Annotated in this window: 21 protein-coding genes; 15 read left to right on the top strand and 6 right to left on the bottom strand. The window is 62.9% G+C overall.

The features are described 5' to 3' along the window. From ccoO (A9971_RS02315) to hemN, 13 genes are all read left to right on the top strand, one after another. A complete protein-coding gene (gene ccoO / locus A9971_RS02315; protein ID WP_011060244.1) occupies positions 1-609 on the top strand; it encodes a cytochrome-c oxidase, cbb3-type subunit II in 609 nt (202 codons plus the stop codon). 3 nt (positions 610-612) lie between these two features. Beyond that, complete coding sequence (locus tag A9971_RS02310) at positions 613-843, top strand: cbb3-type cytochrome c oxidase subunit 3 (RefSeq protein WP_011060243.1); 231 nt, start codon at positions 613-615, stop codon at positions 841-843. After that, positions 840-1,781, top strand: a complete 942-nt coding sequence (gene ccoP / locus A9971_RS02305) for a cytochrome-c oxidase, cbb3-type subunit III (RefSeq protein WP_011060242.1) — start codon at positions 840-842, stop codon at positions 1,779-1,781. Before A9971_RS02310 ends, ccoP (A9971_RS02305) begins: the two co-directional genes overlap by 4 nt. Before the next feature lie 498 nt (positions 1,782-2,279). Further along, positions 2,280-3,722: a cytochrome-c oxidase, cbb3-type subunit I gene (gene ccoN / locus A9971_RS02300; RefSeq protein WP_011060241.1), complete on the top strand. Its 1,443-nt coding sequence runs from the start codon at positions 2,280-2,282 to the stop codon at positions 3,720-3,722. Continuing rightward, complete coding sequence (gene ccoO, locus A9971_RS02295) at positions 3,722-4,330, top strand: cytochrome-c oxidase, cbb3-type subunit II (protein WP_011060240.1); 609 nt, start codon at positions 3,722-3,724, stop codon at positions 4,328-4,330. Before ccoN ends, ccoO (A9971_RS02295) begins: the two co-directional genes overlap by 1 nt. Before the next feature lie 5 nt (positions 4,331-4,335). Further along, positions 4,336-4,521: a CcoQ/FixQ family Cbb3-type cytochrome c oxidase assembly chaperone gene (locus A9971_RS02290; RefSeq protein WP_011060239.1), complete on the top strand. Its 186-nt coding sequence runs from the start codon at positions 4,336-4,338 to the stop codon at positions 4,519-4,521. Beyond that, positions 4,518-5,495, top strand: a complete 978-nt coding sequence (ccoP, locus tag A9971_RS02285; RefSeq protein ID WP_011060238.1) for a cytochrome-c oxidase, cbb3-type subunit III — start codon at positions 4,518-4,520, stop codon at positions 5,493-5,495. The genes A9971_RS02290 and ccoP (A9971_RS02285) overlap by 4 nt, the downstream gene beginning before the upstream one ends. A 393-nt stretch (positions 5,496-5,888) precedes the next feature. After that, a complete protein-coding gene (gene ccoG / locus A9971_RS02280) occupies positions 5,889-7,304 on the top strand; it encodes a cytochrome c oxidase accessory protein CcoG (protein ID WP_011060237.1) in 1,416 nt (471 codons plus the stop codon). A gap of 11 nt (positions 7,305-7,315) precedes the next feature. Next, positions 7,316-7,852 (top strand): FixH family protein, encoded by a 537-nt coding sequence (locus A9971_RS02275; protein WP_011060236.1) that lies wholly within the window; start codon positions 7,316-7,318, stop codon positions 7,850-7,852. Positions 7,853-7,951: 99 nt separating this feature from the next. Beyond that, on the top strand, positions 7,952-10,402 hold the full coding sequence (locus tag A9971_RS02270) for a heavy metal translocating P-type ATPase (protein WP_183000806.1): 2,451 nt from the start codon (positions 7,952-7,954) through the stop codon (positions 10,400-10,402). Positions 10,403-10,423: 21 nt separating this feature from the next. Beyond that, on the top strand, positions 10,424-10,654 hold the full coding sequence (gene ccoS / locus A9971_RS02265; protein WP_011060234.1) for a cbb3-type cytochrome oxidase assembly protein CcoS: 231 nt from the start codon (positions 10,424-10,426) through the stop codon (positions 10,652-10,654). Then, positions 10,647-11,330, top strand: coding sequence for a sulfite exporter TauE/SafE family protein (locus tag A9971_RS02260; RefSeq protein ID WP_011060233.1), 684 nt, complete (start codon positions 10,647-10,649; stop codon positions 11,328-11,330). Before ccoS ends, A9971_RS02260 begins: the two co-directional genes overlap by 8 nt. A gap of 148 nt (positions 11,331-11,478) precedes the next feature. Next, positions 11,479-12,861 (top strand): oxygen-independent coproporphyrinogen III oxidase, encoded by a 1,383-nt coding sequence (gene hemN, locus A9971_RS02255; RefSeq protein ID WP_011060232.1) that lies wholly within the window; start codon positions 11,479-11,481, stop codon positions 12,859-12,861. Here hemN and A9971_RS02250 read toward each other — a convergent pair. After that, positions 12,858-13,337: a hypothetical protein gene (locus A9971_RS02250; RefSeq protein ID WP_065363452.1), complete on the bottom strand. Its 480-nt coding sequence runs from the start codon at positions 13,335-13,337 to the stop codon at positions 12,858-12,860. The genes hemN and A9971_RS02250 overlap by 4 nt on opposite strands. A 153-nt stretch (positions 13,338-13,490) precedes the next feature. Between A9971_RS02250 and fnrA the strand changes: the two genes are divergently transcribed. Next, positions 13,491-14,225, top strand: coding sequence for a Crp/Fnr family transcriptional regulator FnrA (gene fnrA / locus A9971_RS02245; protein WP_011060230.1), 735 nt, complete (start codon positions 13,491-13,493; stop codon positions 14,223-14,225). Between the two features lie 81 nt (positions 14,226-14,306). Continuing rightward, positions 14,307-14,855 carry an adenine phosphoribosyltransferase gene (locus tag A9971_RS02240; RefSeq protein WP_011060229.1) on the top strand — a complete coding sequence of 183 codons (549 nt, stop codon included), beginning with the start codon at positions 14,307-14,309 and terminating at the stop codon, positions 14,853-14,855. 7 nt (positions 14,856-14,862) lie between these two features. On the opposite strand, the gene A9971_RS02235 is transcribed toward A9971_RS02240, so the two are convergent. From A9971_RS02235 to dnaX, 5 genes are all read right to left on the bottom strand, one after another. Further along, the gene (locus A9971_RS02235; protein ID WP_011060228.1) at positions 14,863-16,011 is read right to left on the bottom strand and encodes an acyl-CoA dehydrogenase family protein; all 1,149 of its coding nucleotides are present in this window, start codon (positions 16,009-16,011) and stop codon (positions 14,863-14,865) included. Positions 16,012-16,113: 102 nt separating this feature from the next. Next, positions 16,114-16,716, bottom strand: a complete 603-nt coding sequence (recR, locus tag A9971_RS02230) for a recombination mediator RecR (protein WP_011060227.1) — start codon at positions 16,714-16,716, stop codon at positions 16,114-16,116. A 58-nt stretch (positions 16,717-16,774) separates the two neighbouring features. Continuing rightward, positions 16,775-17,818, bottom strand: coding sequence for an NADP-dependent oxidoreductase (locus A9971_RS02225; RefSeq protein WP_011060226.1), 1,044 nt, complete (start codon positions 17,816-17,818; stop codon positions 16,775-16,777). 210 nt (positions 17,819-18,028) lie between these two features. After that, positions 18,029-18,367, bottom strand: coding sequence for a YbaB/EbfC family nucleoid-associated protein (locus A9971_RS02220; RefSeq protein ID WP_015634779.1), 339 nt, complete (start codon positions 18,365-18,367; stop codon positions 18,029-18,031). A 66-nt stretch (positions 18,368-18,433) separates the two neighbouring features. Then, positions 18,434-20,512 (bottom strand): DNA polymerase III subunit gamma/tau, encoded by a 2,079-nt coding sequence (gene dnaX, locus A9971_RS02215; RefSeq protein WP_183000805.1) that lies wholly within the window; start codon positions 20,510-20,512, stop codon positions 18,434-18,436. Positions 20,513-20,641 lie beyond the last annotated feature (129 nt).

Raw genomic sequence — 20,641 nt, 5'->3', positions numbered from 1 at the left:
ATGAAACACGAAACGATTGAGAAAAACGTCGGCCTGCTGATGCTGCTGATGGTCTTCGCGGTGAGCATCGGCGGTCTGACCCAGATCGTCCCGCTGTTCTTCCAGGACGTCACCAACAAGCCGGTGGAAGGCATGAAGCCCTACACCGCCCTGCAGCTGGAAGGCCGCGACATCTACATCCGCGAAGGCTGCGTACAGTGCCACTCGCAGATGATCCGTCCGTTCCGCGCCGAGACCGAGCGTTATGGTCACTACTCGGTGGCCGGTGAAAGCGTCTGGGACCACCCGTTCCTGTGGGGTTCCAAGCGTACCGGTCCGGACCTGGCCCGGGTGGGCGGTCGCTACTCCGATGACTGGCACCGTGCGCACCTGTACAACCCGCGCAACGTGGTGCCCGAGTCGAAGATGCCGGCCTACCCATGGCTGGTGACCGCACCGGTGGACAGCAGCCACACCGAAACCAAGCTCAAGGTCATGCGCACCCTGGGCGTGCCGTACACCGACGAAGACATCGCCGGCGCCACCGCCACGCTCAAGGGCAAGACCGAAATGGACGCCCTGGTCTCCTACCTGCAAGTGCTTGGCACTTCGATCAAGAGCAAGAGGTGAGCCATGGGTTTTGAACTCGATAGCGGCATGATCCGCGGCCTCGGGACCCTGGTGGTGATGATCGCCTTCATCGGCCTGTCGATCTGGGTGTTCAACTCAAAGCGCAATCCCGAGTTTGCCCAGGCCCGCCTGCTGCCCTTCGCCGATGACCCGATGCCGGGCACGGCACCGGCCGGTAACACAACTGATGACGCTCAACCTCAAGAGCCTGCAACAAGGAGCATTCGGCCATGACCACCTTCTGGAGTACGTGGATCTGCGTACTGACCATTGGCAGCCTGATCGGTCTGACCTGGCTGCTGGTCGGCACCCGCAAGGGCGAGACCAAGGGCAGTGTCGACCAGACCATGGGCCACGCCTTCGATGGCATCGAGGAGTACGACAACCCCCTGCCGCAATGGTGGTTCCTGCTGTTCGCCGGGACCCTGGTGTTTTCCGTTGGCTACCTGATCCTCTACCCGGGTCTGGGCAACTGGAAAGGCATCCTGCCGGGCTATGAAGACGGCTGGACCCAGACCAAGGAATGGGAAAAGGAGATGGCCAAGGCGGACGTGAAGTTTGGTCCGATCTTCGCCAAATTCGCGGCCATGCCGGTGGAAGAAGTGGCCAAGGACCCGCAAGCGCTGAAAATGGGCGGACGCCTGTTCGCCTCCAACTGCTCGGTCTGCCACGGTTCCGACGCCAAGGGTGCCTTCGGCTTCCCGAACCTGGCGGACGACAACTGGCGGTGGGGCGGCAGCGCCGACACCATCAAGGCCACCATCATGGGCGGCCGCATGGCGGCCATGCCGGCCTGGGGCGAAGTGCTCAAGGAAGCAGGCGTGAAGAACGTGGCAGCTTACGTTCGCCACGACCTGGCCGGCCTGCCCCTGCCAGCCGACAGCGATGCCGACCTGGTAGCCGGACAGCAAGCGTTCAGCACCACCTGCGTAGCCTGCCACGGCGCTGACGGCAAAGGCACCCAGATCATGGGCGCGCCCGACCTGACCCAGCCCGCCGGCTTCATCTACGGCACCAGCCTGGCCCAACTGCAACAGACCATCCGCCATGGTCGCCAGGGCCACATGCCAGCGCAGAGCGAACTGCTCGGCAATGACAAGGTGCAACTGCTGGCCGCCTACGTTTACAGCCTCTCCCACGGCAACAAGCCACAGGCTGAAAACACCCAGTAAGACGAGTCACGGCAAGCTGCGGGTTCCCGACTTGCAGCTTGCCGCTCGTGGTTCAACCTCCCGCTCCTTTGCGACCAAGTGTCGCACCCTCTCCCGCAGCGCGTTTGCACTCATCTGATTCAGGTCTAAGCTTGCCCCGATGGGGACTGGCACGGGCTGGTCACAGGCCAACGGTATCCGTGACGTTCGAAGCTTCTGCTCGATGACAGGCCGCAAAGGCTGGTTTATACCGGCTGTCGACTCTCTTACCGCCTGTCAGCTGATCCATCAGCTTCCACACACCCGGTTACAACCGACCTGACACCCCCCGTTTCCTGTCCATGGCGACAGCTTGTCCGAGGGCAATTTTTTGTCCCTACTCGGCATAGGGAAAGGCCGCAGAATCAGGCATGGAACGCATTGACCCAGGTCATAGCGCGTTGCAATGACCCCCTGCTTTCTCCATACTTGCGACCGATTTTTATCCCTAATAAAACACCCAAACCGTGGAACCTTAGAATGAGCACAGCAATCAGTCCGACTGCTTATAACTATAAGGTAGTCCGCCAGTTCGCCATCATGACGGTGGTCTGGGGGATCCTTGGCATGGGGCTCGGTGTCTTCATCGCCTCACAACTGGTATGGCCGGAGTTGAACTTCGGTCTGCCGTGGACGACGTTTGGACGCCTGCGCCCGCTGCACACCAACCTGGTGATCTTCGCCTTCGGTGGATGTGCATTGTTTGCCACCTCTTACTATGTCGTGCAGCGAACCTGCCAGACGCGACTGATTTCCGACAGCCTCGCGGCCTTCACCTTCTGGGGTTGGCAAGCGGTGATCGTCGGCGCGATCGTGACCCTGCCACTGGGTTACACCACCACCAAGGAATACGCCGAACTGGAATGGCCCCTGGCTATCCTGCTGGCGATCGTCTGGGTCACCTACGGCCTGGTATTCTTCGGCACCATCACCAAGCGCAAGACCAAGCACATCTACGTGGGCAACTGGTTCTACGGTGCCTTCATCGTGGTGACCGCGATGCTGCACATCGTCAACCACGCTTCCCTGCCGGTCAGCTTCTTCAAGTCCTACTCGGCCTATGCCGGCGCGACTGATGCGATGATCCAGTGGTGGTACGGCCACAACGCCGTGGGCTTCTTCCTGACCACCGGCTTCCTGGGGATGATGTACTACTTCGTACCCAAGCAGGCCGAGCGTCCGATCTATTCCTATCGCCTGTCCATCGTGCACTTCTGGGCGCTGATCACCCTGTACATCTGGGCCGGTCCGCACCACCTGCACTACACCGCGCTGCCGGACTGGGCCCAGTCCCTGGGCATGGCCATGTCGATCATCCTGCTGGCGCCAAGCTGGGGCGGCATGATCAACGGCATGATGACCCTCTCGGGCGCCTGGCATAAGCTGCGCACCGACCCGATCCTGCGCTTCCTGGTGGTATCGCTGGCGTTCTACGGCATGTCGACCTTCGAAGGTCCGATGATGGCGATCAAGACCGTCAACTCGCTCTCGCACTACACCGACTGGACCATCGGCCACGTACACGCCGGCGCTCTGGGCTGGGTAGCGATGATCTCCATCGGCGCCCTGTACCACCTGATCCCTAAAGTCTTCGGGCGTCAGCAGATGCACAGCATCGGCCTGATCAACACCCACTTCTGGCTGGCTACCATCGGTACCGTGCTCTACATCGCCTCGATGTGGGTCAACGGCATCACCCAGGGCCTGATGTGGCGTGCAATCAACGATGACGGCACCCTCACCTACTCCTTCGTCGAAGCGCTGCAAGCCAGCCACCCGGGCTTTATCGTCCGTGCTCTGGGCGGTGCGTTCTTCGCCACCGGCATGCTGATCATGGCGTACAACGTGTTCCGTACCGTTCGCGCCTCGAACCCGGCTGAAGCTGAAGCCGCTGCTCAGATCGCTGTAGTTGGAGCTCACTGATGAAGCACGAAGTAGTCGAGAAGAATATTGGCCTGCTGGCCTTCTTCATGGTCATCGCCGTCAGCATCGGCGGCCTGACCCAGATCGTCCCGCTGTTCTTCCAGGACGTCACCAACAAGCCGGTGGAAGGCATGAAGCCGCGTACCGCACTGGAACTGGAAGGCCGCGACGTCTACATCGCCAACGGCTGTGTCGGCTGCCACTCGCAGATGATCCGTCCGTTCCGCGCTGAAACCGAACGCTATGGTCACTACTCGGTGGCTGGTGAGAGCGTCTGGGACCACCCTTTCCTGTGGGGTTCCAAGCGTACCGGCCCGGACCTGGCCCGAGTGGGCGGTCGTTACTCCGATGACTGGCAGCGCGCGCACTTGTACAACCCGCGCAACGTGGTGCCCGAGTCGAAGATGCCGGCTTATCCGTTCCTCGTAGAAAACAAGCTCGACGGCAAAGACACCGCGAAGAAAATGGAAGTCTTGCGCACGCTCGGCGTCCCTTACACCGACGAAGACATCGCCGGTGCCAAGGATGCCGTGAAGGGCAAAACCGAAATGGACGCGCTGGTGGCCTATCTGCAAGGCCTGGGCACCATCATCAAAAGCAAACGGTGATCTAGATGGATATCGGGATGATTCGTGGCCTGGGCACCCTTGTTGTGATGGTGGCCTTCATCGGTTTGGCGCTCTGGGTGTTCAGCCCCAAGCGCAAGTCCGAGTTTGAAGACGCAACCTTGCTGCCGTTCGCGGATGATCCCGACGCCATCAAGCACGTCGAGCAAGCTTCTAGGAGTAACAAAGAATGACTACGTTCTGGAGTCTGTACGTCACAGTCCTCAGTCTGGGTACCATCTTCGCCCTGACCTGGCTGCTGCTGTCGACCCGCAAGGGCCAGCGCGCCGAGCAGACCGACGAGACGGTCGGCCACTCCTTCGACGGGATCGAGGAGTACGACAACCCCCTGCCGAAATGGTGGTTCATGCTGTTCGTCGGCACCATCGTCTTCGCCCTGGGCTACCTGGTGCTGTACCCGGGCCTGGGCAACTGGAAAGGCGTTCTGCCGGGCTACAACTACCTCGATAACGAGAAGCAGACCCCGTTCGCCAACGGCCAGTCCGGCTGGACCGGCGTCCACGAGTGGGAAAAGGAAATGGCCAAGTCGGACGCCAAGTTCGGTCCGATCTTCGCCAAGTACGCTGCCATGCCTATCGAAGAAGTGGCCAAGGACCCGCAAGCCCTGAAAATGGGTGGCCGTCTGTTCGCATCCAACTGCTCGGTCTGCCACGGTTCCGACGCCAAGGGCGCCTATGGCTTTCCCAACCTGACCGACGCCGACTGGCGCTGGGGCGGCGAGCCGGAAACCATCAAGACCACCATCATGGGCGGCCGTCACGCAGTGATGCCGGCCTGGCTGGACGTGATCAAGGAACAAGGCGTCAGTGACGTTGCCGCCTATGTCCTGACCAACCTCGACGGCCGCAAGTTGCCGGAAGGCCTGAAGGCCGACCCGGTCAACGGCCAGAAGCTGTTCGCCGCCAACTGCGCGGTATGCCACGGCCCGGAAGGCAAAGGCACCCCAGCCATGGGCGCGCCTAACCTGACTCACCCGGCAGCCTTCATCTACGGTTCGAGCTTCGCCCAACTGCAGCAGACCATTCGTTACGGCCGTCAAGGCGTGATGCCAGCGCAGGAACAACTGCAAGGCAACGACAAGGTTCACCTGCTGGCGGCTTATGTCTACAGCCTGTCCCACGGTGACAAGCAGGCCGATGCCGAGTAAGACCGACGCCTGAAAGCAACACCCGACGGCCCCGCCAATCAACATTGGCGGGGCCGTTTTGTTTGCGCCTGGCATCGGCTGACGCTCGACGGCGGATCACCCTTTCCGGCAACCCGGTAGCCAGGATTCGACGATATGGCGGACTTCGAGACCTGCGGCGTACGCCTGCTCACTCCCTGGAAGAATTGAACGGCGCGACGTGCAAAAGGGTCCATAATCCACAAGTCAATTGATTCAAGTCATTACACCATCAGTTGATTTCCCCCAACGCGACCAAAGGTCGCACCCTTGCGCTAGAGCTACAGGCGTATCATTGCGCCACTGCAACACCCCTTTTGACCGCGGTCGGCACGCATCGACCGAGGCATTTTTCCACTGCCGTGGGATGCAATGATGAGCAACCAGATTCCCGTACAAGACGTTACCCCGCCTGCCAAAAACGCGACCAACAGCGTCGATCTCTACGCCTCCAGGGAAAAAATCTACACCCGCGCCTTCACCGGCCTGTTCCGCAATCTGCGCATGCTTGGCGGCGCCGGATTGTTCCTTCTGTACTTCGGTACAGTGTGGCTCAACTGGGGCGGCCACCAGGCTGTCTGGTGGAACCTGCCGGAACGCAAATTCTTCATCTTTGGCGCCACGTTCTGGCCCCAGGATTTCATCCTGCTCTCGGGCCTGTTGATCATCGCCGCCTTCGGCCTGTTCTTCATCACCGTCTATGCCGGCCGCATCTGGTGCGGCTACACCTGCCCGCAGAGTGTCTGGACCTGGATCTTCATGTGGTGCGAAAAGGTCACCGAAGGCGATCGCAACCAGCGCATCAAGCTGGACAAGGCGCCCATGAGCGCCAACAAGTTCCTGCGCAAATTCAGCAAGCACAGCCTCTGGCTGCTGATCGGCTTCGTCACCGGCATGACCTTCGTCGGCTACTTCTCGCCGATCCGCGAACTGGTCATCGACTTCTTCACCGGCCAGGCCGATGGCTGGTCCTACTTCTGGGTCGGCTTCTTCACCCTGGCCACCTACGGCAACGCCGGCTGGCTGCGGGAACAGGTGTGCATCTACATGTGCCCCTATGCACGCTTCCAGAGCGTGATGTTCGACAAGGACACCCTGATCGTTTCCTACGACCCACGCCGTGGCGAAGCCCGTGGCCCGCGCAAGAAAGGCGCCGACTACAAGGCCCAGGGCCTGGGCGACTGCATCGACTGCACCATGTGTGTCCAGGTCTGCCCCACCGGCATCGACATCCGTGACGGCCTGCAGATCGAATGCATCGGCTGCGCAGCCTGCATCGACGCCTGCGACAGCATCATGGACAAGATGGAGTACCCCCGCGGGCTCATCAGCTACACCACCGAACACAACCTCTCGGGGCAGAAAACCCATAAACTGCGCCCGCGCCTGATCGGCTATGCCCTGGTGCTGCTGGCCATGATCAGCCTGCTGGTTACAGCATTTTTCATGCGTTCGCTGGTGGGCTTCGATGTCAGCAAGGACCGGGTGCTGTACCGCGAAAACGCCGAAGGCCGGATCGAAAACGTCTACAGCCTGAAGATCATGAACAAGGACCAGCGCGATCACACCTATGTGCTGGACGCCTCCGGCCTGCCGGACCTGAAGCTGCAAGGCAAGCGCGAAATCCACGTGGTGGCCGGCGATATCGTCAGCATGCCGGTGGAGCTGTCGATTGCTCCCGAACAGCTGCCATCGACCACCAACGAGGTGAAGTTCATCCTCAAGGATGCCGACGATGACAGCGTCCATGTTGAAGCCAAGAGCCGGTTCATCGGCCCACAAATTCGTTAAGAGAAGTGATCATGCCCGCAGCCACCGCCGCAAGCCCCTGGTACAAGCACCTCTGGCCCTGGATCATCATCGGCATCCTCGCCTGTTCCGTGACCCTGACCCTGTCCATGGTGACCATTGCCGTGAACAACCCGGACAACCTGGTCAACGACAACTACTACGAGGCCGGCAAGGGCATCAACCGCTCCCTGGACCGCGAGCTGCTGGCCCAGACCCTGAAGATGCGCGCCAACGTGCACCTCGATGAGCTGACCGGCGAAGTCGAACTGCGCCTGAGCGGTGACAGCCAGCCCAAGACCCTGGAGCTGAACCTGATCTCGCCCACCCAGCCGGAAAAGGACCGCAAGATCACCCTGGCCCGCAGCGAAACCGAACACGGGCGCTACATCGGCCAGTTGACCGACCAGGTCGAAGGGCGGCGCTTCGTCGAACTGCTGGGGGTCGAGGGCGACAAGACCTGGCGCATGTTCGAAGAAGAACAGGTCAGCCATGACAAGGACCTGCTGCTGGGCGACGAGCCCCTGCAAGGTGCCGAAGACCTGAACTGAGCAGTACCTGCCGTACATCGCCGGCCCGTCGCCTCCCCTGCCCTTGCAGCGGGATCGGTGCGCCGGCGATGAGTTTTTCCCACATTACAAAGACCGCCGATGACCACGCCACTGCCTTGCTACCACTGTGCCCTGCCGGTTCCTGCCGGTAGCCGGTTCACCGCCGTCGTGCTTGGCCAACCCCGGGAGTTCTGCTGCCCGGGCTGCCAGGCAGTGGCCGAAGCCATAGTCGCTGGCGGTCTGGAGCACTACTACAGCCATCGCAGCGAGGCCTCGGCCAACCCTGAAGCCCTGCCCGTGCAACTGGTGGACGAACTGGCGCTGTACGACCGCGCCGACGTGCAGCAGCCCTTTGTCCGGCACGAAGGCGAGCTGGCGGAAACCACGCTGCTCATGGAGGGCATCAGTTGTGCCGCCTGCGGCTGGCTGATCGAAAAACACCTGCGCAGCCTGCCAGCGGTGGCCGAAGCCCGGCTCAACCTGTCCAACCACCGCCTGCACGTGCGCTGGGCCGACAGCCAACTGCCCTTGAGCCAGGTGCTCAGCGAGCTGCGCCACATCGGCTACGCCGCCCACCCGTATCAGCCGGATCGCGCCTCCGAGCAACTGGCCAGCGAAAACCGCCTGGCCTTGCGCCAGCTGGGCGTCGCCGGCCTGCTGTGGTTCCAGGCCATGATGGCGACCATGGCCACCTGGCCGGAATTCAACATCGACCTGAGCCCCGAGCTGCATACGATCCTGCGCTGGGTCGCGCTGTTTCTCACCACGCCCATCGTCTTCTACAGCTGCGCACCGTTCTTCAAGGGCGCCATGCGCGATTTGCGCACCCGCCACCTGACCATGGACGTCTCGGTGTCCCTGGCCATCGGCGGGGCCTACCTGGCCGGCATCTGGACCTCCATCAGCGGCATTGGCGAGTTGTATTTCGATGCCGTCGGCATGTTCGCCCTGTTCCTGCTCGCCGGCCGCTACCTGGAACGCCGGGCCCGGGAGCGCACCGCGGCGGCTACCGCGCAACTGGTCAATCTGCTGCCAGCTTCCTGTCTGCGCCTGGATGAAGACGGCCAGAGTGAACGCATCCTGCTCAGCGAATTGCGCCTGGGCGACCGGGTGCTGGTGCATCCCGGCGCAGTACTGCCGGCAGACGGCAAGATCCTCGACGGCCAATCAAGCATCGACGAATCCCTGCTCACCGGTGAATACCTGCCGCAGCCCCGTGGCCTGGGCGATAGGGTGACCGCCGGTACCTTGAACGTCGAAGGTGCGTTGACAGTGCAGGTCCAGGCCCTGGGCCAGGACACCCGGCTATCGGCCATCGTGCGCCTGCTGGACCGGGCCCAGGCAGAGAAACCGCGGCTGGCGGAGGTTGCCGATCGTGCAGCCCAGTGGTTCCTGCTGTTCTCGCTGATCGCCGCGGCCGCCATCGGGCTGCTGTGGTGGCAATTAGACGCCTCACGGGCGTTCTGGATCGTCCTGGCCATGTTGGTGGCGACCTGCCCTTGTGCGCTGTCCCTGGCCACGCCCACAGCGCTCACCGCCGCCACCGGCACCTTGCACAAGCTCGGCCTGTTGCTGACCCGCGGTCATGTACTGGAAGGCCTGAACCAGATCGACACAGTGATTTTCGACAAGACCGGCACCCTCACCGAAGGGCGGCTGGCGCTGCGTTCCATCCGGCCATTGGGGGCCCTGTCCAGCGATGACTGCCTGAGCCTGGCCGCAGCCCTGGAAAACCGTTCCGAGCACCCGATCGCCCGGGCTTTCGGCCGTGCCCCAGTGGCCGCCGAGGAAGTTACCAGCAGCCCCGGCCTGGGCCTGGAAGGCCTGGTGGGCGATCAGCGTCTGCGCATCGGGCAACCAGCCTACGTTTGCCAGCTCAGTGGCTGTACCGTTCCGCCCATGCCCGATGAAGCCGGCCAATGGCTATTGCTCGGTGACAGCCAGGGGGCTCTCGCCTGGCTGGTGCTGGACGACCGCCTGCGCAGTGATGCTCCGGCCCTGCTGGCGGCCTGCAAGGCCCGTGGCTGGCACACCCTGCTGCTGTCCGGGGACAGCTCGCCGATGGTCGCCAGTGTCGCTGCCGAACTGCAGATCGACGAAGCCCGGGGTGGCCTGCGCCCCGATGACAAGCTGCAGGTGCTGCAACAGCTGCACCAGCAGGGCCGCAAGGTGCTGATGCTCGGCGATGGGGTCAACGATGTGCCAGTGCTGGCCGCCGCCGACATCAGCGTCGCCATGGGCTCGGCCACTGACCTGGCCAAGACCAGCGCCGATGCGGTACTTCTGTCCAATCGCCTGGATGCCCTGGTGCAGGCCTTCAGCCTGGCCCGCCGCACGCACCGGGTGATCATCGAGAACCTGCTCTGGGCCGGGCTGTACAATGGCCTGATGCTGCCGTTCGCCGCCCTCGGCTGGATCACTCCGGTGTGGGCGGCGGTCGGCATGTCCATCAGTTCCCTGACCGTGGTGCTCAACGCCCTGCGCCTGACCCGCATGCCGCGGCCGGCCGACAGCGCCGACGCCCCCGAAACCCGCCCGTTGCCGGCCTGAGCCGCCGGGCCTGGAGTCCAGATGCCAGCTCTTTACGTGATGATCCCGGCCGCCCTGCTGATCGTGGCCATCGCCATCTACATCTTCTTCTGGGCGGTGGACAGCGGCCAGTACGACGATCTCGACGGCCCGGCCCACAGCATCCTGTTCGACGACCAGGACCCAAGCCACACCGCCGCGGTGGACGAGGCCAAGGGCCAACCGAGCAGCGAAGCCGACCCCGCCAGAAAATCGGAACCGCCCCATGCTTGAACTGGCCCCTCTGCTGGTCTCTGCGCTGATCCTCGGCCTGCTGGGTGGCGGCCACTGCCTGGGCATGTGCGGCGGCCTGATGGGCGCCCTGACCCTGGCCATCCCCCCAGAACAGCGCAGCCGACGCCTGCGCCTGCTGCTGGCCTACAACCTGGGCCGCATCCTCAGCTACGCCCTGGCCGGCCTGCTGCTGGGCCTGGCGGGCTGGGCTGTAGCCAACAGTCCGCTGGCGCTGTTCATGCGGGTGCTGGCCGGGTTGCTGTTGATTGCCATGGGCCTTTACCTGGCTGGCTGGTGGAGTGGCCTGACCCGCATCGAAGGCCTTGGCAAGGGCTTGTGGCGGCATATCCAGCCGCTGGCCAGCCGCCTGTTGCCGGTTTCCAGCCTGCCCCGTGCATTGCTCCTGGGGGCGCTGTGGGGCTGGCTGCCGTGCGGCCTGGTGTACAGCACCCTGCTGTGGTCGGCGAGCCAGGGCAGCGCCCTGGACAGCGCGCTGTTGATGCTGGCCTTCGGCCTGGGCACCTGGCCCGTGCTGCTGGCCACCGGGCTGGCAGCCGAACGGATCACCGCCTTGCTGCGTCGGCGCAGCGTACGCATGGCTGGCGGCGTGCTGGTCATTCTCTTCGGCATCTGGACCCTGCCCGGCCCTCACCAGCACTGGCTGATGGGCCACTGACCCCGGGGAGGCGCCCGGCAACCGGGCCTGCACGCCTCGTCGGCACTGCTCCGGCGGCTCCCGAACACCCTTGATACAAGTCAAGATGGCCCTGGCCTGAACCTCCTAGACTCGCGAACACTGCCAGCCTATCCGGGGGAATTCCCGCATGCTCGACGCCATTCGTTGGGACACAGATCTGATCCGCCGCTACGACCTGGCGGGACCGCGCTACACCTCATACCCGACCGCAGTGCAGTTCAACAGCCAGGTCGGCGCCTTCGACCTGCTGCACGCCCTGCGCGACAGCCGCAAGGCGCAGCGCCCGCTGTCGCTGTACGTGCACATCCCGTTCTGCGCCAACATCTGCTACTACTGCGCCTGCAACAAGGTCATCACCAAGGATCGCAGCCGCGCCCTGCCCTACCTGCAGCGCCTGGAACAGGAGATGCAACTGATCGCCTGCCACCTGGCCCCCAACCAGCGGGTGGAACAACTGCATTTCGGCGGCGGCACCCCGACCTTTCTCAACCACGATGAACTGCGCCAACTGATGGCCCTGCTGCGCAAGCACTTCAACCTGCTGGACGACGACTCCGGCGACTACGGCATCGAGATCGATCCCCGGGAAGCCGACTGGTCGACCATGGGCCTGTTGCGGGAGCTGGGTTTCAATCGGGTCAGCATCGGCCTGCAGGACCTGGACCCGGCAGTGCAACGCGCGGTCAATCGCCTGCAAAGTCTGGACGAAACCCGGGCGGTGATCGAAGCGGCCCGCACCCTGCAGTTCCGTTCCATCAACATCGACCTGATCTACGGCCTGCCCAAGCAGACCCCGGAAAACTTCGCCCGCACCGTGGAAGAAGTCATCAGCCTGCAACCGGACCGGCTCTCGGTGTTCAATTACGCCCACCTGCCGGAGCGTTTCATGCCCCAGCGGCGGATCAACGGCAGCGAACTGCCTGCCCCGGCGGAAAAGCTGCAGATGCTGCAACGCACCATCGAACAGCTGACGGCTGCCGGCTATCGCTACATCGGCATGGATCATTTCGCCCTGCCCGATGATGAACTGGCCATTGCCCAGGAAGAGTCCACCCTGCAACGCAACTTCCAGGGCTACACCACTCATGGTCATTGCGACCTTATTGGGCTCGGTGTTTCAGCCATCAGCCAGATCGGCGATCTCTACTGCCAGAACAGCAGCGACCTGACACACTATCAAAATGCCTTGGCTGGCGCACAACTGGCCACCAGTCGCGGCTTGGTATGCAATGCCGATGACCGTCTGCGCCGGGAAGTTATTCAGCAACTGATCTGCAACTTTAGTCTTAAGTTCGAAGAGATCGAACAGGCTTTCAATATCGACTTTCGCGGCTACTTCAATGAACTCTGGCCGGAACTGGAAGAGATGGCCGACGACGGCCTGATTGAACTTGGCAGCGAAGCAATCATCGTGCTGCCAGCCGGTCGCCTACTGGTGCGCTCGGTGTGCATGGTGTTCGATGCATACCTGGGCCAGCAGAACCGCCAGCGGTTTTCCCGGGTGATCTAGGATTTCATGATCAAGGATGCAGCCTTCATCACCTGCTCAGGGCTCAAGCCCGCTTCTTTCATTGCCTTGGCCAGGGAGGCATTGGCGGTCAGCAAACCGCCGTTGAGTATTGCCAGGGCAGATTGCAGGCTGCCGATCCGGACCTTGGTTTCTTCTGGGCTCAGGTGCTTGTCGGCCATGACCGCCTGGAGCTGGGCGAGGGTCTCGGCAATCTGTTGTTGCAATTTTCTGATCATCTTGAGGATCTGCTGAATGTTTTCCGGCAGGCCGCTTTCCTCGATATCACTGTCACGCCCTTTGGCGGCGGCGGATTTGTTCAGGCCGGCGCCAGACAGCGACACTTTGACGCCCTCCCCGATCACTGGCTCTGCAACTAATGGAGAAACTCTTAGTTGCTCGTCAACCTGACTTGTCGAGGGCTCTTGAAGTGACTGCAAGTTATTGCTGCCATTAGTAATAGCGCCAACGGACGACATAATTTCAGCCTTCCAAGTTACTTTCGTTAACAGGTTATCGACCCATAAAAGGATAGCTTTACGACTAACAGTCAATACGGCACGGACTGGCCGGAACCTCCTCCCGTGAGTTACCCTTACGGCTTATGTGTGTTTTCCCACAAGGATTCTAGAATGTCCGAGCCAGTTAAACTGCGCGCTCACAACCAGGCCCATTGCAAGGATTGCAGCCTGGCACCCCTCTGCCTGCCACTTTCGCTGAATTTGGAAGACATGGACGCGCTGGACGAAATCGTCAAACGTGGCCGCCCATTGAAAAAAGGCGAATTCCTGTTCCGTCAGGGTGACGGCTTCGACTCGGTGTACGCCGTGCGTTCGGGCGCCCTGAAAACCTTCAGCCTGAGCGATAGCGGCGAAGAACAGATCACCGGCTTCCATCTGCCCAGCGAGCTGGTAGGCCTGTCAGGCATGGACACCGAAAGCCATCCCGTCTCGGCCCAGGCGCTGGAAACCACCTCGGTGTGTGAAATCCCCTTCGAGCGCCTCGATGAGCTGGCACTGCAACTGCCACAGCTGCGTCGCCAGCTGATGCGGGTCATGAGCCGGGAAATCCGCGATGACCAGCAAATGATGCTGCTGCTGTCGAAAAAGACCGCTGACGAGCGTATCGCCACGTTCCTGGTCAACCTGTCCGCGCGCTTCCGCGCCCGGGGCTTCTCGGCCAACCAGTTCCGCCTGAGCATGTCGCGCAACGAAATCGGCAACTACCTGGGCCTGGCCGTGGAAACCGTGTCCCGGGTGTTCACCCGTTTCCAGCAGAACGAACTGATTGCCGCCGAAGGCAAGGAAGTGCACATCCTCGATCCGATCCAGCTCTGCGCCCTCGCCGGCGGCTCGGTGGAGGGCTGATCCACAGCCTGTGCGGCTGAGCCAGGCGGCTCGGTCGCGGGTATACTGGTGCGGCCTATTTGCCCGCCAGGACACCTGAAGATGGCCTTCGATTCCTTCGACATCAAATCCCTGATCCGCCCCGTCATCGACTTCCCGAAACCGGGCGTGATCTTCCGCGACATCACCCCCCTGTTCCAGTCTCCCCGGGCCCTGCGCCTGGTGGCGGACAGCTTCGCCCAGCGTTATGTCGAAGAAGACTTCAGCCACATCGGCGCCATGGACGCACGGGGTTTTCTGATCGGCTCGATCATCGCCTACCAGTTGAACAAGCCGCTGATCCTGTTCCGCAAACAGGGCAAGCTGCCGGCCGACATCCTGGCCGAGGGCTACCGGACCGAGTACGGCGAAGCCTTCATTGAAGTCCACGCCGACAGCCTGTGTGAAGGCGACTCGGTGCTGTTGATCGATGACCTGATCGCCACCGGTGGCACCCTGATCGCCGCCGCCAATCTGGTACGGCGCATGGGGGCGAAGGTCTATGAAGCCGCGGCGATCATCGACCTGCCGGAACTGGGCGGCTCGCAGAAGCTGCAGGACATGGGGATCCCGACCTTCTGCCTGACCCAGTTTTCCCTGACCGAACGCTAGCCTGCACCTACAGCCCCATCTGCTTGCTGATGATTTCGTTCATCACCTCGCGAGTGCCGCCGCCGATCGACAGAATGCGGTTGTCGCGATACAGGCGCTCCACCAGGCTTTCGCGCATGTAGCCCATGCCACCGAGGATCTGCACCGCATCGTGGGTAATACGGTCGGCGGTATCGGTGGCGAAGTTCTTGGCCATGGAAATTTCCTTGATCACACTCTTGCCGGCGGCCATCTTCGCCGCCTGGCGATAGGTGAACTCCCGGGAAACTTCCAGGGCCGTGGCCATCTCCGCCAGACGGTGCTTGAGCACCTGGAACTTGGCGATGGGCTTGCCGAACGCCTCCCGCTCGCGCGCCCACTTCAGGCTTTCCTCCAGGGCCATCTGTGAGGTCATGTTGGCCATCAGGGCCAGGGCCAGGCGTTCGCTCTGGAAGTTGCCCATGATGCAGGCAAAGCCCATGTTCTCGGCGCCGATCAGGTTGCCCACCGGCACCCGGCAATCGTCGAAGAACAGCTCGGCGGTATCCGAGGCCCACCAGCCCATCTTTTTCAACTGCCGACCCACAGTGAAGCCCGGCGTGCCCTTTTCGACCAGCAACAGGCTGATACCGCCGTAGCCAGGTTCGCCGGTGCGCACCGCAACGGTGTAGAAGTCGGCGCGCACGCCACTGGTGATGAAGGTCTTGCTGCCACTGAGCCGGTAATGATCGCCATCGCGCACGGCGCGGGTCTGCAGGTTGGCCACGTCCGAGCCGCCGCCGGGCTCGGTGACCGCCAGGGCGCTGATCTTCTCCCCGGACAACACCAGCGGTGCGACCCGCTCGCGCAATTCGGGGCGGGCCCATTTGACGATGGGCGGCAGGCCGATATCCAGGGAACCGAGGCCCGCCACCAGGCCGCCGGAGCCACTGCGCATCAACTCCTCGCTGGCGGCGATCTTGGCGAACAGATCACCCTCATGGCTGCCGCCCAGGGCCTCGGGGTAACCGATGCCCAGAAGCCCGGCGGCCCCGGCCTTGAGGTACAGCTCACGGGGGAAACTGCCCGCCTCCTCCCACTCGTCGATCTGGGGAAGGATTTCACGCTCGACGAAACGTCGCACGCTGTCGCGGACCAACTGGTGGCTGGGGTCGAAGTATTCCTGGCAGGCAGACATCGGCAAGCTCCTCTGAAGGGTCGAAGGAACTTACCAAGCGCTTGCTTGGTTTTCAAGAGAATGCGTGGCGCATCCTTCGCCAGTCAGCCGGCTTCCGCAGCCTTACAACGCTATGGGTTTGCGACCGGCAAAGGAGTGAGCCAGGGTGCCGCCATCCACCAGTTCCAGCTCGCCGCCCAGAGGCACGCCGTGGGCGATGCGCGAGGTGATCAGGCCCTTGTTGGTCAGCAGTTGGGCGATGTAGTGCGCAGTGGCTTCGCCTTCCACCGTCGGGTTGGTGGCCAGGATCACTTCGCTGAAGCTGCCCTGCTCCTCGATACGCGCCAGCAACTGCGGAATGCCGATGGCCTCCGGGCCCAGGCCATCCAGAGGCGACAGGTGGCCTTTGAGCACGAAGTAGCGCCCGCGATAGCCGGTCTGCTCCACCGCGTACACATCCATCGGCCCTTCCACCACGCACAGCAGGGTGTCGTCGCGACGCGGGTCGGCACACTGCGGGCACAGCTCGTCTTCGGTCAGTGTCCGGCACTGGCGGCAATGCCCCACGCCTTCCATGGCCTGGCTCAGGGCCTGCGCCAGGCGCAAGCCGCCACTGCGATCACGCTCGAGCAGTTGCAGGGCCATGCGCTGGGCGGTTTTCTGACCCACGCCCGGCAAGGTGCGCAGGGCATCGATCAGTTGGCGAATCAGGGGGCTGAAGCTCATGGGCAAAGGTCCGACAAAAACAACGAGACGCGGTTTATACCCGCGCCTCGGGGTAGCGTCAAATGCTCGCGTCCGGGGCGACCTTGACCACCAGCTTGCCGAAGTTGCGCCCCTCCAGCAGGCCAATGAAGGCTTCTGGTGCCTGCTCCAGTCCCTCGACCACGTCCTCCTTGAACTTGACCTTGCCTTCGCGCACCCAGGGCGCCATGGCCTTGATGAACTCCGGATGGCGGTCGCCATAGTCGTCGAAGACAATAAAGCCCTGGATGCGTACCCGCTTGGTGAGCAAGGTGCGCTGCAGCAGTGGCAGGCGATCCGGCCCCGGCGGCAGCGCCTGGGCGTTGTACTGGGCGATCAGCCCGCACAGGGGAATACGCGCCCTGGGGTTGAGCAGGGGCAGTACCCCGTCGAAGACCTTGCCACCGACGTTCTCAAAATAGATGTCCACGCCCTTGAAGCAGGCCTGGGCCAGTTCGTCGGCAAAGTCGGGGCTCTTGTGATCGATGCAGGCATCAAAACCCAGCTCCTCGACCACATAGCGGCATTTGTCGGCGCCACCGGCCACGCCCACCACCCGCAGCCCCTTGAGCTTCGCCACCTGCCCCACCACCGACCCCACGGCGCCGGAGGCCGCACCCACCACCAGGGTTTCCCCGGCCTTGGGCTGGCCGATGTCCATCAGCCCCATGTAGGCGGTCATTCCGGGCATGCCGAGCACACCCAGGGCCATGGAAGGGCTGGGCAGGCCAGAGGGCACCGGGATCAGGTTGCGGCCATCGCAAATGCAGTGGCTCTGCCAACCAGTGGCGCCCACCACCAGGTCGCCCTCCTGGAACTTGGGGTTGAGCGAACGCTCGACCCGGCTCACTGCACCGCCGGTCATGACCTCGTCTATTTCCACTGGCGCCGCATAGGACGGGGCATCACTCATGCGCCCGCGCATGTAGGGGTCCAGGGACAGGTAGAGGGTCTTTAACAGCACCTGGCCATCAGCCAGTTCCGGCAAGGCCACCCGCTCCAGGCGGAAATTCTCCGGGACCGGCGCGCCTTCGGGCCGAGAGACCAGCACCACGCGCTGATTGAGGGTCAATGTTTGCGGCATCATGGACACTCCTTTAGGGAAGGTTGAATGAAAGGGTATAGGTTGCAGACCCTGTGAATAGCATCACGTTCGATGTTTCTGCAGATGGATCTGCTGTTGCCTTCGCCGGCCAGCCGGCTGCTACCCACCGCGCAGTGCTGATCGCCAGGGCAAAAAAAAGCCAGGCTCAAGGCCTGGCTTTATGTAGTCCATCCGATGCGCTTGCGCGAATCAGAACGGCAATTTCATGCCTGGAGGCAGTTGCATGCCGGCGGTCATGCCGGACATCTTTTCCTGGCTGTTGGACTCGATCTTGCGCACGGCGTCGTTCACCGCAGCGGCAAACAGGTCTTCGAGCACTTCACGGTCATCTTCGCTGACGCCTTCCAGCAGGCTCGGGTCGATGCTCACGCGCTTGATGTCATGACGGCCGGTCATGACTACGGTGACCATGTCGCCACCAGCCTTGCCGGTGACTTCGGCATTGGCCAGTTCTTCCTGCATCTTGGCCATTTTTTCCTGCATCTGCTGTGCCTGCTTCATCAGGCCGGCCATGCCACCTTTCATCATGGGAATTACCTCAAAGTACGGGGATGGAAACGGCGCCCGGCCCCTGGCCCGGCGCCCTTTGAATGATCAGCCCTGAGCCGCCAGGGCCTCGACAGGTTCAATAGTATCGTGGCGCACCACTGCACCGAACTCCTGGACCATCCGCTGGATGAACGGATCACCATGGATCGACTCCTCGGCCTCGCGCTGACGATCGGCACGGCGCCGTGATGCAGCCTGGGCCGGGGTTTCCTGCTCGGGCTTGATCAGCTCGATCGCCAGGGTCAGGGTACGCCCGTGGTACTGGTTCAGGGCGTCGTTGAGGCGACGCTGCTGGGTGGCGTTGAACAGTGCGCTGTGGGCCGGGTCCAGGTGCAGCAGCCAATGGTCGCCGTCCACGGCCATCAGGGTGCAGTTGGCGGCGATGCTGCCGGTCATGCCCGAGATCGGCAGTTTCGGGAACAGCTGCAGCCATTCCAGGGCCAGGCCAGTGGCCGGCTTGGCAGCAGGTTCGGGCTCGGGTTCCGGCGCCGGATCGGCTGCGTGCTCACTGGCCAGTTCGTCCAGGTAGCTGTAGGCCGAATCCATGTCCGGCTCGATATAGTCCTCGTCCAGCGGCGGCTCGTCGTCCAGGTCGATACCCGGAGTGGCGGCGTCGACTTCCGCCACCGTGGGTTCCGGCACCGGGGCGCTGACCCACTCCGGCGCGTCCGGCACCACGCTGTCCGGCGTCGGGGTCGGCATCGGCGTCAGCTCAGGCTGCTCGGCGGCCACCTCCAGCACCGGCTCGACCGCTGGCTGCTGTTCGATCTGTGGCTCCACCGGATCGTTCCAGGGCAGGTCGACCACCGCTTCGGCAACCACCGGCTCGGGTTCGACAGCGACCGCTTCGGCCACAGGGGGCGCGACAGGTTCGGGCGCGGCAACAGGTGCTGGCGCCACTGGAGCACTCACAACCGGAGCCGAGGCAACGGTCGCTACAGGCACGGCAGGTGCCGGCGCCGCCACGGCTTGGGCGGAATCAACTGTGGCCTGGCTGATCCCCACTGGCTTTAGCGGCTGTCTCGGTGCATCCGCGGTATCGGCTGGGCGGAAGGCCAGCATTCGCAGCAGGACCATTTCAAAGCCGCCGCGCGGGTCCGGCGCCAACGGCAGGTCGCGTCGACCGATCAGGCCCATCTGGTAATAGAACTGCACGTCTTCGGCAGGCAGGGCCTGGGCCAGGGCCAGCACCCGGTCACGATCGCCGTGCCCGTTGTCGACCCCTTCCGGCAATGCCTGGGCAATCGCCACCCGGTGCAACACGTTGAGAATTTCCGAAAGCACGCCGTTCCAGTCCGGCCCCTGCTCCGCCAGGTGCCGCACCGCCTCCAGCAACGCCTTGGCGTCGCCGTTGATCAGCGCATGCAGCACGTCGTAGACCTGGCCGTGATCGAGGGTGCCGAGCATGGCCCGCACATCGGCCGCCATGACCTTGCCTTCACCGAAGGCAATCGCCTGGTCGGTGAGGCTCATGGCATCGCGCATCGAGCCATCGGCGGCGCGGCCCAGCAGCCACAGGGCGTCATCCTCGAACGGCACGTTCTCCACGCCCAGGACGTGGCTCAAGTGCTCCACCACCCGTTCCGGGGTCATGTTCTTGAGAGAGAACTGCAGGCAGCGCGAGAGGATGGTCGCTGGCAGCTTCTGCGGATCAGTGGTCGCCAGGATGAACTTGACGTAGGGCGGCGGCTCTTCGAGGGTCTTGAGCAGGGCGTTGAACGAGTGGCTGGAGAGCATGTGCACTTCGTCGATCAGGTAGACCTTGAAGCGCCCGCGGCTCGGTGCGTATTGCACGTTATCCAGCAATTCACGGGTATCCTCGACCTTGGTCCGGCTCGCGGCGTCGATCTCGATCAGGTCGACAAAGCGCCCCTCATCGATCTCGCAGCACACCGAACAGGTGCCACAGGGCGTGGAAGTGATACCTGTTTCACAGTTCAGGCATTTGGCAATGATTCGCGCGATGGTGGTCTTGCCCACCCCGCGAGTGCCGGTAAACAGGTAGGCGTGGTGCAGCCGCTGGCTGTCCAAGGCATTGATCAGAGCCTTGAGCACATGGGTCTGGCCGACCATTTCGCGGAACGAGCGCGGACGCCATTTACGTGCAAGAACCTGATAACTCATCGAAAACCGTCGCAACTGGAAAGCGGAAGCCGGTAATGCTAGCGGAGCAAGGGCGAAATTGCATCCGGCGCGCTCGTCTAATCTGTCTAAGCTTGCATTTTGCAAAGGATTGCTCGCCCGCCGACACCC

Origin of the sequence: Pseudomonas sp. UME65 (assembly GCF_014170225.1) — a bacterium.
In the GTDB taxonomy this organism is placed as follows: Bacteria; Pseudomonadota; Gammaproteobacteria; order Pseudomonadales; family Pseudomonadaceae; genus Aquipseudomonas; species Aquipseudomonas protegens.
This window is presented reverse-complemented; position numbering and strand designations above follow the sequence as displayed.

Coding starts and splice junctions, on each gene's coding strand:
- ccoG (WP_011060237.1), top strand. CDS start 5,889: ATGAGCAACCAGATTCCCGTACAAGACGTTACCCCGCCTGCCAAAAAC.
- A9971_RS02235 (WP_011060228.1), bottom strand. CDS start 16,011: ATGTCTGCCTGCCAGGAATACTTCGACCCCAGCCACCAGTTGGTCCGC.
- ccoO (WP_011060244.1), top strand. CDS start 1: ATGAAACACGAAACGATTGAGAAAAACGTCGGCCTGCTGATGCTGCTG.
- fnrA (WP_011060230.1), top strand. CDS start 13,491: ATGTCCGAGCCAGTTAAACTGCGCGCTCACAACCAGGCCCATTGCAAG.
- dnaX (WP_183000805.1), bottom strand. CDS start 20,512: ATGAGTTATCAGGTTCTTGCACGTAAATGGCGTCCGCGCTCGTTCCGC.
- ccoN (WP_011060241.1), top strand. CDS start 2,280: ATGAGCACAGCAATCAGTCCGACTGCTTATAACTATAAGGTAGTCCGC.
- A9971_RS02220 (WP_015634779.1), bottom strand. CDS start 18,367: ATGATGAAAGGTGGCATGGCCGGCCTGATGAAGCAGGCACAGCAGATG.
- A9971_RS02240 (WP_011060229.1), top strand. CDS start 14,307: ATGGCCTTCGATTCCTTCGACATCAAATCCCTGATCCGCCCCGTCATC.
- A9971_RS02310 (WP_011060243.1), top strand. CDS start 613: ATGGGTTTTGAACTCGATAGCGGCATGATCCGCGGCCTCGGGACCCTG.
- ccoP (WP_011060242.1), top strand. CDS start 840: ATGACCACCTTCTGGAGTACGTGGATCTGCGTACTGACCATTGGCAGC.
- ccoO (WP_011060240.1), top strand. CDS start 3,722: ATGAAGCACGAAGTAGTCGAGAAGAATATTGGCCTGCTGGCCTTCTTC.
- recR (WP_011060227.1), bottom strand. CDS start 16,716: ATGAGCTTCAGCCCCCTGATTCGCCAACTGATCGATGCCCTGCGCACC.
- ccoP (WP_011060238.1), top strand. CDS start 4,518: ATGACTACGTTCTGGAGTCTGTACGTCACAGTCCTCAGTCTGGGTACC.
- A9971_RS02225 (WP_011060226.1), bottom strand. CDS start 17,818: ATGCCGCAAACATTGACCCTCAATCAGCGCGTGGTGCTGGTCTCTCGG.
- A9971_RS02290 (WP_011060239.1), top strand. CDS start 4,336: ATGGATATCGGGATGATTCGTGGCCTGGGCACCCTTGTTGTGATGGTG.
- A9971_RS02250 (WP_065363452.1), bottom strand. CDS start 13,337: ATGTCGTCCGTTGGCGCTATTACTAATGGCAGCAATAACTTGCAGTCA.
- A9971_RS02275 (WP_011060236.1), top strand. CDS start 7,316: ATGCCCGCAGCCACCGCCGCAAGCCCCTGGTACAAGCACCTCTGGCCC.
- hemN (WP_011060232.1), top strand. CDS start 11,479: ATGCTCGACGCCATTCGTTGGGACACAGATCTGATCCGCCGCTACGAC.
- ccoS (WP_011060234.1), top strand. CDS start 10,424: ATGCCAGCTCTTTACGTGATGATCCCGGCCGCCCTGCTGATCGTGGCC.
- A9971_RS02270 (WP_183000806.1), top strand. CDS start 7,952: ATGACCACGCCACTGCCTTGCTACCACTGTGCCCTGCCGGTTCCTGCC.
- A9971_RS02260 (WP_011060233.1), top strand. CDS start 10,647: ATGCTTGAACTGGCCCCTCTGCTGGTCTCTGCGCTGATCCTCGGCCTG.